11 protein-coding genes and 1 pseudogene are annotated in these 11,411 nt (G+C 70.0%); 5 read left to right on the top strand and 7 right to left on the bottom strand.

Annotated elements, in window-relative coordinates; all coding sequences use genetic code 11:
* Both ABR571_RS12840 and ABR571_RS12835 read right to left on the bottom strand, forming a co-directional pair.
* Positions 1-454: pseudogene (locus ABR571_RS12840) on the bottom strand (hypothetical protein); the annotation flags it as partial.
* Positions 451-1,131 (bottom strand): response regulator transcription factor, encoded by a 681-nt coding sequence (locus tag ABR571_RS12835; RefSeq protein ID WP_409453601.1) that lies wholly within the window; start codon positions 1,129-1,131, stop codon positions 451-453. The pseudogene ABR571_RS12840 and the gene ABR571_RS12835, both read right to left, overlap by 4 nt.
* Positions 1,132-1,172: 41 nt before the next feature.
* Between ABR571_RS12835 and ABR571_RS12830 the strand changes: the two genes are divergently transcribed.
* Complete coding sequence (locus ABR571_RS12830; RefSeq protein WP_409453600.1) at positions 1,173-2,627, top strand: menaquinone biosynthesis decarboxylase; 1,455 nt, start codon at positions 1,173-1,175, stop codon at positions 2,625-2,627.
* Between the two features lie 3 nt (positions 2,628-2,630).
* Here the strand turns inward: ABR571_RS12830 and ABR571_RS12825 are convergent, their stop codons facing one another.
* Positions 2,631-3,434, bottom strand: coding sequence for a DUF427 domain-containing protein (locus tag ABR571_RS12825; protein WP_409453599.1), 804 nt, complete (start codon positions 3,432-3,434; stop codon positions 2,631-2,633).
* A gap of 96 nt (positions 3,435-3,530) precedes the next feature.
* On the opposite strand from ABR571_RS12825, the gene mqnP reads away from it, so the two are divergent.
* The 3 genes from mqnP to ABR571_RS12810 all read left to right on the top strand — a co-directional run bounded on the left by mqnP (position 3,531) and on the right by ABR571_RS12810 (position 5,649).
* Entirely contained in the window at positions 3,531-4,451 is a 921-nt protein-coding gene (gene mqnP / locus ABR571_RS12820) for a menaquinone biosynthesis prenyltransferase MqnP (RefSeq protein ID WP_409453602.1), read from the top strand.
* 94 nt (positions 4,452-4,545) lie between these two features.
* The gene (locus ABR571_RS12815) at positions 4,546-5,169 is read left to right on the top strand and encodes a UbiX family flavin prenyltransferase (RefSeq protein WP_409453598.1); all 624 of its coding nucleotides are present in this window, start codon (positions 4,546-4,548) and stop codon (positions 5,167-5,169) included.
* Positions 5,170-5,199: 30 nt separating this feature from the next.
* Positions 5,200-5,649: an Lrp/AsnC family transcriptional regulator gene (locus ABR571_RS12810; protein ID WP_409453597.1), complete on the top strand. Its 450-nt coding sequence runs from the start codon at positions 5,200-5,202 to the stop codon at positions 5,647-5,649.
* Between the two features lie 16 nt (positions 5,650-5,665).
* Here ABR571_RS12810 and ABR571_RS12805 read toward each other — a convergent pair whose 3' ends face one another.
* From ABR571_RS12805 to ABR571_RS12790, 4 genes are all read right to left on the bottom strand, one after another.
* Positions 5,666-6,556, bottom strand: a complete 891-nt coding sequence (locus ABR571_RS12805) for a class I SAM-dependent methyltransferase (RefSeq protein WP_409453596.1) — start codon at positions 6,554-6,556, stop codon at positions 5,666-5,668.
* On the bottom strand, positions 6,553-7,269 hold the full coding sequence (locus tag ABR571_RS12800; protein WP_409453595.1) for a TetR/AcrR family transcriptional regulator: 717 nt from the start codon (positions 7,267-7,269) through the stop codon (positions 6,553-6,555). Before ABR571_RS12800 ends, ABR571_RS12805 begins: the two co-directional genes overlap by 4 nt.
* Positions 7,266-9,530: an MMPL family transporter gene (locus ABR571_RS12795; protein ID WP_409453594.1), complete on the bottom strand. Its 2,265-nt coding sequence runs from the start codon at positions 9,528-9,530 to the stop codon at positions 7,266-7,268. The genes ABR571_RS12800 and ABR571_RS12795 overlap by 4 nt, the downstream gene beginning before the upstream one ends.
* 87 nt (positions 9,531-9,617) lie before the next feature.
* Positions 9,618-10,376: a GntR family transcriptional regulator gene (locus ABR571_RS12790; RefSeq protein WP_409453593.1), complete on the bottom strand. Its 759-nt coding sequence runs from the start codon at positions 10,374-10,376 to the stop codon at positions 9,618-9,620.
* A 150-nt stretch (positions 10,377-10,526) separates the two neighbouring features.
* Between ABR571_RS12790 and ABR571_RS12785 the strand changes: the two genes are divergently transcribed.
* Positions 10,527-11,411: radical SAM protein (locus tag ABR571_RS12785; protein WP_409453592.1), on the top strand; the 885-nt coding region annotated here is incomplete at its 3' end.

Below are 11,411 nucleotides of genomic sequence, written 5' to 3'. Positions count from 1 at the left end.
CATACACGCGCACGAGGTAGCCGTGGTCGCCCTGACCGGTGCGCAGCACGGCCACGACGCCGTTGGCCACGTCGTTCAACCGGGGCACGTCGTCTCCGCCCGGATCGCCCACCCCAGGTCCGCCGTCGCCGCGCCCGCGGCCGTCGAACTGCGGGACATTGCCACCGACACCGGCCGCCTCGGACAGCGTGCCGATCAGGGTCCCGTCCTCACAGAGCACCGAGATCGGCCGGCGGCCGTCCTCGGAATGCTCGGCGACGTAGGTCGCGATCTGGGCCTTCGCCCGGGTGGCGCCGCCGCTCAGATAGTTGCCGACGACACTGGCCTGCTGCACGGTGTCCCGCTTGCCGCGGTCGACCACTTCCTTGCCGATCAGGATCGCGATCGGCACCGCCACCGCGACCAGCACCAGCGCCGTCATCCCGACGACCAGCACCATGATCCGACGTCTCATGACGGCGCCACGAGACGTACGCCTATGCCGCGCACGCTGTGCAGGTAACGCGGCGCGGCCGCCGTCTCGCCGAGCTTGCGACGCAGCCAGGACAGGTGGACGTCGACCGTGCGGTCGGAACCGCCCCAGGCCAGCTGCCACACCTCGCTGAGCAGGTCACGTTTGCTGACCACTTCGCCGGCCCGGCGGGCGAGGGCGAGCAGCAGCTCGAACTCCTTGCGGGCGAGCTCGACCGGTCGACCGTCGACGGTCACCTCGTAGCTGCGCGTGTCGATCGTCAGGCCACCGACGGTGATGACCGGGTCCTCGTCGGTCTTGCCGGTGCGGCGCAGCACCGCCCGGATGCGCGCGTTGAGCTGCGCGGCGGCGAACGGCTTGATCACGTAATCGTCGGCGCCGAGATCGAGCAGCCGGACCATGGACGCCTCGTCGTCGCGGGCGGTCGCCACGATCACCGGCACGTCGCTGACTGCCCGCAGCATCGAGAGCACGTCGGCGCCGTCGAGGTCGGGCAGGCCCAGGTCGAGCAGGACGACGTCGGGTTTCTGCTCGACCGCCGCCGACAGCGCGGGGATGCCCGAGCCGACCGCCGACACGACGTGCCCCTGGTCGCGCAGCGATCGGGTGAGGGCGGTGCGGATCGCTGCGTCGTCCTCCACGAGCAGCACCTGCGCCATGCGGGCGACGGTACCGGCCCTCCGGCAGAGATACTGGGCGCGTGGCCTTCGCCGATCTGCAGGATTTCATCGCCGCGCTCGACCGGGCCGGCGACCTGGCGCGGATTCGCGTGCCGGTCGACCCGCACCTCGAGGTGACCGGCATCGTGCAGCGGGTGGTCCGCGAGCAAGGGCCCGCGCTGCTCTTCGAGAACCCCACGCGCGGGCGGATGCCGTTGCTCATCAACGCCTTCGGGACCAAGCAGCGGATGGCGAAGGCTCTGGGGGTCGGCGACCTCGACGACATCGGGCAGCGCATCGGCGAACTGCTCAAACCTGAGCTGCCGCACGGGTTGGGTGGCCTGAAGGACGCGTTCGGCAAGGTCGCCCAGCTGCGGGCCGTCCCGCCGCGGCGCGTCAAAACGGCACCGTGCCAAGAGGTGATCGTGCGCGGTGACGACATCGACCTCGTCGACCTGCTGCCCGGGCTGAAGTCGTGGCCGGACGACGGCGGCGTCTTCCTCAATCTCGGGCTGACGCACACCAAGCACCCAGAAACCGGCGCCCGCAACCTCGGGATGTACCGGCTGCAGCTGCAGGACCCGCGCACCGTCTCGCTGCACTGGCAGATCCACAAGGACTCCACATCTCACGCCGCCATCGCCGAGCGGCGCGGCGAGCGGTTGCCCGTGGCGATCGCGTTCGGCTGCCCGCCCGCCGTCACCTACGCGGCGTCGGCGCCATTGCCCGGCGATATCGACGAGTACCTGTTCGCCGGATTCATCCAGCGCGACCGCGTCGACCTCGTCGACTGCGTGTCGGTTCCGTTGCAGGTCCCGGCCGCGGCGCAGGTCGTCCTCGAGGGCTGGGTCGAGCCGGGTGAGCGGCTGCCGGAGGGGCCGTTCGGCGATCACACCGGCTTCTACACACCGGTCGAACCGTTCCCCTACGTCCGGGTCGAGACGCTGACGATGCGGACGGACCCGGTCTACCAGTCGATCATCGTCGGACGCCCGCCCCAGGAGGACGGGCCGCTGGGCAAGGCGACCGAGCGGATCTTCCTGCCGCTGATCAAGATGACGGTGCCGGAGATCGTCGACTACGACCTGCCCGAGGCGGGGGTCTTCCACAATTGTTGCATCGTGTCGATCGACAAGCGGTTCCCGAAGCACGCGCAGAAGATCATGAACGCGATCTGGGGCGCCGGGCTGCTGTCGCTGTCGAAGCTGATCGTGGTCGTCGACGCCGACTGCGACGTCCACGACTACGCCGAGGTCGCGTGGCGCGCGTTCGGCAACGTCGACTACGCCCACGACGCACTGCACTCGGTCGGACCGGTCGACCATCTCGATCACGCGGCCTACGAACAGTTCTACGGCGGCAAGCTCGGCATCGACGCCACCCGCAAGCTGCCGACCGAGGGCTACCGGCGCGCGGGTGGTTGGCCGGCCGAATGCGTGCTTGACGACGCGACGGTGGCGACGGTCGAGCGACGATGGCGCGAGTACGGCATCTGACGGTTACGACCAGGGTGTGACCGGCCGCTCGAGCCGCACCCCGTCCAGGTCGACGTCGACCTGCCGTTCGGTGAAGAACGCGACGAGACCCTCGATCCCCGGGCAGTCCCAGAGCGGCTTCTCGTACGTCCAGGCGATGTCGGTCAGCGAGCCCACGGAGTAGTAGGACGCCTCGCCCTTGTAGGCGCAGGCCGTGGTCGTCCCGGTCGGGACGAGGTCCGCGGCGACGTCCTCCCGTCGGAAGTAGTAGCGCGTCGGCAGCCCCGTCTCGAACAACAGCGTCGGGGTGCTGCTCTCGGCCAGGACCGCCCCGTCCGCGCTGATCCTGACCGAGCGCGAGCTCCGGCGCACGTCGACGCGGTGGAACGGGTCGCGCGGATGCGCGAACAGCCGGTCGTCCTCCTCGAGCCACGCGTCGAAGGCGTTCCAGTCGAGGACGGCGTAGTCGGCCAACTGCGGCTCGTTCGGGCGGAAACCGGCGCCGGCCGCTGTGCCGATGGTCAGCTCCGCGCCGGGCGTCGTGTGCAGCCGGAAGTTGCCCGGCTGCAGCACTGGCGGCCCGTCGCCCATCCGGACCGACGCCATCTCCTCAGGGGTGCCGCCGACGAAGCTCTCGTACGGAACGCGCAGGTCGGCGAGCGGCACGGCGTACTGGGCGACGATCCGCCGCGGTTCCCAGACGAGCATCGCGCGGGTCGTGTCCGCCACGAGGACGTCGCCGGCGAAGACCCGGATGCGCTTCTGCGTGGGCTGCGCGCGCAACTCCGGAAGGGCCGAGAACATGTGCCCGAGCATCGTCAGCGCCATGACTCGACGGTGCTACTCGGCGCGGCGTTGGGCAAGGAGGCCAGCACGACCTTCGTCGCCGGCTGCCATCCGTCCGGCTGGCAGAATGGAGACACTATGGCCGCCGACGATCTTGTGCAGACACGCGGGTCAGGGCCCGCGGGTCTGCACAAGATCCGCAAGTTCCTGCGGCTGGTGATGATCGAGCACTCGGTCTTCGCCCTGCCGTTTGCCTACATCGCCGCGCTCACCGCCATGTGGACGCAGACCCGCTCGGTGCACTGGGTGCAGCTCGCGCTGATCACCGTCGCCATGGTGTCGGCCCGTACGGTGGCGATGAGCGCCAACCGCATCCTGGACCGCAACTTCGACGCGCTGAACCCGCGCACGGCCCGCCGCGAACTGGTGACCGGCGAGTTGAGCGTGCGGACCGCCGAGGTCGGCACGCTGGTCGCGCTCGTCATCTTCCTGAGCAGCGCGGCCGCGCTGTCGTGGCTGTGCCTCGCGCTGTCCCCGATCGCGGTGGCCCTGCTCGTCCTGTACTCCTACGGCAAGCGGTTCACCGACTTCCCGCAGGCGCTGCTCGCCCTGGCCCAGTTCATCGCCCCGGTCGGCGCCTGGCTGGCGGTCACCGATCACGTGTCAGCCGCGGCGGTCGCGCTCGGTCTCGCGGTCGGGACCTGGATCGGCGGCTTCGACCTCATCTACTCGTGCCAGGACGCCGAGATCGACCGGCAGATCGGGTCGCGGTCGTTCCCGGCCCGGTTCGGCATCCCGGCCGCGCTGCGGACGTCGACGGTCGTGCATATCGGCACCGTGGCCGCGTTCGTGTGGTTCGGCGCCGCGGCCGATCTCGGGTGGTTGTGGTGGACGGGGGTCGGGCTCACCGCGGCCGTCCTCGTCTACGAGCACGCGATCGTCCGGGCGAACGACCTGTCCCGGGTGAACCGGGCGTTCTTCACCGCCAACGGCGTGATCGGCATCGGCCTGTTCGGGTTCGCGCTCGCCGACTTGCTCGTGCACGGGCTGTCCCGCTGATGACTTCCCCGCTTTGCACCTTTCAGGGTCGCGTTTGGCATCGATTTGCGTCCCTGAAAGGTGCAAAGCCGGGAGGGATGGGGGCGGGAGACCGATGACCGCGCCGCGGGTGCCGTGGGTTGTCGGCGTGTCCGGCGCGTCGGGGACGCCGTACGCCCGCGCTGTCCTCAACGGTCTGCTGGACGCCGGGCACCCCGTCGACCTGATCGTCTCGCGCGCGGCCCGGCTGACGATCCTGGACGAGACCGGCCTGTCGTTTCGCGACTCGCACTGGCGCGACGACCTCGCCACCTGGCTGACCCGCGAACTCGGTGACGTGCAGTACTGGCCGGCGGGGGACCTCGGCGCCGGCCCGGCCAGTGGCTCCTACCGCACCCGCGGCATGGTCGTCGTCCCAGCCTCGACCGCGGCCGTCGCCGGCATCGCGATCGGCCTGAGCAAGGACCTGCTCCAGCGCGCCGCCGACGTCACCGTCAAGGAGCGACGCCCGTTCGTGATCGTTCCGCGCGAGACCCCGTACACCCGGGCCACTCTGCAGCATCTGCTCGAGCTGCACGACGCCGGCGCGGTCGTGCTGCCGGCCAGCCCCGGCTTCTACAGCGCGCCGCAGTCGGTGGCCCAGCTGGTCGACTTCGTCGCGGCCAAGGTCCTCGACGCGCTCGGGGTCGAGCACGACCTCATCGCGCGCTGGACGGGTGAGCTCGGCGCCGCGCGTTAGCGAAGCGGCCCGCGCGGTAACGTCCAAAACATGGACTCCGTCGACCGGCAGTTGATCGACGCGCTCCGCGGCAACGCCCGCGCCACCTACGCCGAGCTCGCCCGCGTCGTCGGGCTGAGTGCGCCCGCCACACACGAGCGGGTCGCGAAGCTCGAAGCGGCCGGCATCATCACCGGCTACCACGCGGCGGTCGCGCCGGAGGCTCTCGGCTACGCGATGAACGCGCTCATCGGCGTGTTCATCACCGACAGCGCGGACACCGACGAGCTGACCGGGTCACTCACCGCGATACCGGTCGTCGAGGACTGCTGGTTCGTCGCCGGCGAAGAGACGTTCGTGATCAAGGTCCGGGTGCCGGACGTGGCCGGCCTGGAGGCGACGATCCGCGCCTTGAACAGCACCCCGGGCATCGCCCGGACCCGCACCACCGTCGTGCTGTCGACCAAGTTCGAGGGTCGCGCGCCCGCCGCCGAGAGCTGAACCCGCGGCCGACGGGCTACAGCCGCGCGGCCACCACGTACATGCCGGGATCGCAGCGCCGACCGCCGGTCGCGTAGCGCGCGGTCATCTCCGCACCCTCGGCCAGGTCGTCCACGACGAAGCCGTGCGGTTCGAGGACGGACGCCACCTCCGACGCGTCGACCGCGAACCCGATCGGCTCGCCGATCAGCGCCATCGCCCGCTCGGCCAGCCGCCGGGGCAGGTATCCACCCGGTCCGCGCACGGTCTGCCAGTTGTCCATCGCCAGCACCGAGCCGGCGCCGCACAGCTCGACCAGCGCACCCAGCGTCCCGGCCACGGCCGACGCGTCGAGGTACATGCTGACGCCTTCCCACACCACGAACGTCGCCGCTCCGACGGCGAAGTCGGTGCCCGCCAGCTGCGATTGCAGCGACTGCGTGCGGAAGTCGATCTCCACTCGGCGGATCGACGCGTGCTCGAACAGCTCGGGATGGGCGTCGATCACCGCGGCCTTGCGCCGGGACAACGGCGCGAGGTCGACCTCGAACACCGGACGGTCCCCGATCTCGTCGGCGAACCGGTAGGCCCGGCTGTCGTAGCCGGCACCCAGGATCAGCACCTGATCGACGGACGGCAGCGCGGCGACCAGGTGCTCGTCGATGAACCGGTGCCGGCAAAGCCCCGACGCCGCCAGCCCGACGAGGGTGAGCCGCTCGGCCTGTCGGAACACCGGCCCGACGAGATCGAGCGACTGGAGCAGCACCTGGCTCACGTCGCTGAGGAAGACCGGCGCGTAGACGTCGGTGACGATGCGCTCCTCGCGGCGCAGCTCGAGCGCGCGGCCGAGAGTGGTCCACTGCGCCGTCGAGCTCGGCCGATCGGTCGTGTGCAGGTCGGGCCGGGTGAACGGCAGCCGCAGCGTCACTCGGACGGCGCCTGGTCAGCGCGCGAGGCTCGTTGCGCGGCCAGCCACCCGGTCAGCACCGCGGGGCTGAGGTCTCCGCCGATCAGGTCCCCGGTCGCCTTGCCGAGCGCGGCCGCGCGCAGCACCGGATCGGCGGCCGCCTCGACGTCGCCCCACGGCAGGTAGGGCTTGGCGATCATCAGCGACGCGATGCCGTGCGCGGCTGCCCACAATTGCAGCGTGACCGGCAGCGGGTCGCCGGGCGCGAAGATGCCGGCGTCCATGCAGGCCGTCACCGTGGCCATCATGTGCGTGAAGGCCGAGTCGGCGACGATCTCGTCGAGCTCGGTGTGCCCGTCGCCGGGCACGCAGCGCTCCATCGTCGCGACCCGGTAGTGCTCCGGATGGGCGACCGCGAACTTCACGTAGGCGATGCCGTAGGCGCGCAGCTGGGCCAGCGGCTCGTCGACCGATTCGCCGGCCGCGACCATCGCCGCGTCCAGCTCGGCGAACACGTCGGCGACGACGGCTTGGATGAGTGCGTCCTTGTCGGCGAAGTGCAGATAGATCGACGGGGACGTGACGCCGACCGCGTCGGCGACGGCCCGGATCGACACCGCGTCGGAGTTGGCCGACTTCTCGAGCAGCGCCTTGGCCGCGGTGACGATCTCGGCGCGCAGTTGCGCCCCGCTGCCGCGTTGCGCCCGGCGGCGGCGAACGGTTGCGGTACTCATCCGGTCGGAGTCAGCTCCTTGAACGGTCGGGGCGTGGACGGCGGCGGCGGCTCGACCTCGCTGAGCCCGAACCGGTCGTGCAGCTTCACGAGCGGACGGGGCGCCCACCAGTTGCGTCGTCCCATCAGCCGCATGAACGCCGGAACCAGGATGCCACGGACGAGCGTGGCGTCGGCCAGCACGGCCAGCGTCAGGCCGAGCCCGAACAGCTGCATGAACGCGATCTTCGAGCCGACCATCGCCGCGAACACGATCGCCATCAGAGCTGCGGCCGCGGTGACGATGCGGCCGGTCCGGGCCAGCCCGAGCGACACGGCGCGCCGGTTCGCGCCGTCGGTCCGGTCGGAGTTCACCCACTCCTCGCGAATGCGCGAGAGCAGGAAGACCTCGTAGTCCATGGACATGCCGAAAGCGAGGCAGAACATCAGGATCACCATGTTGGCGACCAGATACCCGGTCGGGGTGAAGCCGAGCACGCCGGACAGGTGGCCTTCTTGGAAGACCCACACCATTGCGCCGAACGTTGCCATCAGCGACAGCATGTTCAGCACGAGCGCCTTCAGTGGCACCACCACGCTGCCGGTGAACAGGAACAGCACGATGAACGTGGTCAGCGCGATCAACGCGAACGCCAGCGGCAGCTTGCTCTTCAGCCCGCTCATCGCGTCGGCGTTGAAGGCCGCCGCGCCGCTGTAATAGACCTTCCACGGCGCCGGCGTGCTGCGCAGGTGGTCGACGAGCGCGCCGCCGCGCGAGCTGAACGGGTCGACGTCGGTCGCCACGTTGAAGAGCGTTCCGGTGCCGTCGGTGGACGCCAAGCTCTTCTGCGCGCCGCCCACCTGCTTGCCGTGGACGTACGTCCCGGCCGTCGAGCTCACGCTCACGACGCCGTCGATGCGGCTGACCGCGGCGGTGTACGTCGCGACCGCAGCGGGATCGGCCGCGGTCTGAGTGACGCCGACGAGCCCGGCCGAGACGTTCTGGTTGAAGTCGGTGCGCAGGTCGTCACCGACCGTCCGCGCGGTCGCGTTCGAGTTGATGATGCGGTCGTCGGGGTAGCCGAAGTTGGCCCGCAGGAACGGCGAGCCGAGCAGCAGGAAGAACGCGGTGACGGCGAGGCCCAACGCCACCGGACGGCGCATGACGGTGCTGGCGAGGCGGTACCAGAAGCCGCGCTCGAGGGGCTTCGGCTCAGGGGTCGGCCGCCCGAACGCCCGCCGCACGGCCACCCGCATGTCGAGGGAGTTGATCCGGGTGCCGATCAGGGCCAGGCACGCGGGCAGCACGAGGATCGACGCGACCGCGGCCAGCGCCACCACGCCCAGCCCGGCGTAAGCGAACGAGCGCAGGAAGTACATCGGGAACACGATCATCGCCGAAAGCGACAGCCCGACCGTCAACGCGGAGAACAGGACCGTCCGCCCCGCCGTCCGGACGGTCGCGACGATCGCATCGTGCGGATCTCGCCCGGCCTTCAGCTCCTCGCGGTAACGGCTGACCATGAAGAGGCTGTAGTCGATGGCCAGCGCGAGTCCGAGCGCCGTCGTCATGTTCATCGCATAGATTGACACGTCGGTGATCGTCGACAGCACCCGCAGGACGGCCAACGTCTCGATGATCGCGAAGATGCCGATGGCCAGCGGCACGAGCGCGGCGATGAGGCTGCCGAAGACGAGGATCAGGACGATCGCGGTGATCGGGATCGCGATCGCCTCGGCCTTGGCCAGATCGAGCTTGGTCTGGTCGTTGACCTGGTGATAGGCCAAGGCGGCGCCCCCGGCTCGCACAGCGACGCCGTTGCCGCCGTGGGCGAGCTCGGTGTTGAGCTGGGCCGAGCGCACCTGGATCGCGTTGTCGTTGCCGCGGATGTGCGTGACCACCAGCGCCGACTTGCCGTCCTTGCTCAACAGGTTGCCGGCCTGCGACTTCGGCGCCGACCAGTAGGACTCGGTGAACGTCAGCCAGTCGCTGTGCCGGCCAAGGCCGCGCTCGATCGCGGTGCCGGTGGCCCGGGCGGCGGCGCTGTCAGCCCCGCCCGGTGCCGTCACGAGGAATACGAGGTTGGCCTGGCCGCCGTGGAACCTGGCGTCGATGACCGACGTCGCCTTGGTCGAGTCGGCGGACGGGTCGGTGAAGCCACCGGTGAGCAGGTGCCCGGCCACCGGGATCCCGTAGATCGCGCCGCCGACGAGCAGCAGCCCGGCGATGGCGAGCAGGCGTTTCGGCGCCCGGATGGCGAGGTCGGCGAGGCGGGTGAGCATGGCGGGCTCCTGCGGCGGTCGGCGGCGGAATCCCGATAAGTTAGCAGCGCTAAGTTAGCGCCGTCAATGCTGATCTCCCCGGGATCCTCAGTCACTGGTCAGCCGGGTGACGAAGCGGTAGCGGTCGCCGCGGTACCAGGACTGCACCCACTCGACCGGGCTGCCGTCGGCGGTGAAGCTGTGCCGACTGAGCACGAGCATGGGCGAGCCGGTCTCGGTGCGCAGCAGATCGGCCTCTCGCGGCGACGCCGCCGCCGTCTCGATCGTCTCCTCGGCCGTCACCGGCACGACGCCGTACCGCTCGAGCAACACCCGGTACAGCGAGTCCCCGCGGCGCAGCTCCTTGGCCAGGCCGGGAAACTGCTGGGCCGACAGGTACGAGGTCTCGACGGCCATCGGCACCTCGTCCACCAGCCGCAGCCGCTCGATGCGGTGGACCAGCGCGGCCGTCCGCAGCTCCAGCCGCTCGGCGATGTCGTCACTGGCCTTCTCCCGGCCGGCGTCGATGAGCTGCGTGCTGGCCGCGTGCCCGGTCGAGGTCGCCTGTTCGGTGAAGCTCGTCATCCGCAACGGCCAGTGCACCTTCGGCTCGGCGACGTAGGTGCCGGATCCCTGCCGGCGCACCAACCGTCCCTCGCCGACCAGTTCGCCGAGCGCTTGGCGCACGGTGGTTCGCGACGTGCCGAGCTCGACCATGAGCAATCGCTCGGTCGGGACGAGGGTGCCCGGCGGGAGCGTTCCGATGATGTCGAGCAGATGCCGCTTGACCGTGTAGTACTTCGGCTCCCGTAATTCTTTCGGCGGCCGAGCTTCGCGCCCGGATCGCGCTGCGGGGGCGACCACCACGGGACCTCCTTCACCTGTCCTGTGCCCGATTGTCTACACCATTGACGCCGCTGATCGCGCTCCCCGCCTGGTGTGGTGGAAATCGGTGACGCAAATCAACCGCGCCAGGCGGGAAGCGAGGGATCAGCGGGCTCCACGTACCCTCGATGCATGGCGTTGACCGAGGCCCGTAAGGCCGAACTGACCGAGAAGATCGAGGCCCGCGAGCGCCTCGCCCGCCAGGACGGCGAGGACCTCTACGAGTCCGACGACCTGGCCTGGCTCGGCGGCCTGGCCCACGGCGTCCGCACCGAGAAGAACGGCGACACCGTCTTCTTCAACGTCAACCGGCACCTCAACCTGACCAACGTCTGCACCGCGTCATGCGCGTACTGCAGCTTCCAACGCAAGCCGGGCCAGAAGGACGCGTACACGATGCGCGTCGAGGAGGCCGTCGAGAAAGCGCTCGCCATGAAGGACGACGGGCTGACCGAGCTGCACATCGTCAACGGCCTGCACCCGACGCTGCCCTGGAAGTACTACCCGCGGGTGCTGCGCGAGCTGAAAGCCGCGCTGCCCGACGTCGCGCTCAAGTGCTTCACCGCCACCGAGGTCCACTTCTTCGAGTCGATCTCCGGCCTGTCCGCCGACGCGATCCTCGACGAGCTGATCGACGCCGGCCTCGAGTCGCTGACCGGCGGCGGCGCCGAGATCTTCGACTGGGACGTCCGCAAGCAGATCGTCGACCACAACACCCACTGGGAGGATTGGTCGCGCATCCACCGGCTCGCCCACCAGAAGGGGCTCAAGACCCCGGCGACGATGCTCTACGGCCACATCGAAGAACCGCGCCACCGCGTCGACCACGTCCTGCGACTGCGCGAACTCCAGGACGAGACCGGCGGGTTCCAGGTGTTCATCCCGCTGCGCTTCCACAACGACAACAACCGGCTCAGCCACCTGCCGATGGCCCAGCCCGCCGACGTCCTCAAGACGTTCGCGGTCAGCCGGCTCATGCTCGACAACTTCCCGCACGTGAAGGTCTTCTGGGTGATG

Source organism: Jatrophihabitans sp. (genome assembly GCF_046262535.1).
In the GTDB taxonomy this organism is placed as follows: Bacteria; Actinomycetota; Actinomycetes; order Mycobacteriales; family Jatrophihabitantaceae; genus Jatrophihabitans.
This window is presented reverse-complemented; position numbering and strand designations above follow the sequence as displayed.

Excerpts from the sequence above, each read along its gene's own strand:
- ABR571_RS12800 (WP_409453595.1), bottom strand. The coding sequence starts at position 7,269 with ATGAGTACCGCAACCGTTCGCCGCCGCCGGGCGCAACGCGGCAGCGGG.
- ABR571_RS12810 (WP_409453597.1), top strand. The coding sequence starts at position 5,200 with ATGGACTCCGTCGACCGGCAGTTGATCGACGCGCTCCGCGGCAACGCC.
- ABR571_RS12815 (WP_409453598.1), top strand. The coding sequence starts at position 4,546 with ATGACCGCGCCGCGGGTGCCGTGGGTTGTCGGCGTGTCCGGCGCGTCG.
- mqnP (WP_409453602.1), top strand. The coding sequence starts at position 3,531 with ATGGCCGCCGACGATCTTGTGCAGACACGCGGGTCAGGGCCCGCGGGT.
- ABR571_RS12835 (WP_409453601.1), bottom strand. The coding sequence starts at position 1,131 with ATGGCGCAGGTGCTGCTCGTGGAGGACGACGCAGCGATCCGCACCGCC.
- ABR571_RS12825 (WP_409453599.1), bottom strand. The coding sequence starts at position 3,434 with ATGGCGCTGACGATGCTCGGGCACATGTTCTCGGCCCTTCCGGAGTTG.
- ABR571_RS12795 (WP_409453594.1), bottom strand. The coding sequence starts at position 9,530 with ATGCTCACCCGCCTCGCCGACCTCGCCATCCGGGCGCCGAAACGCCTG.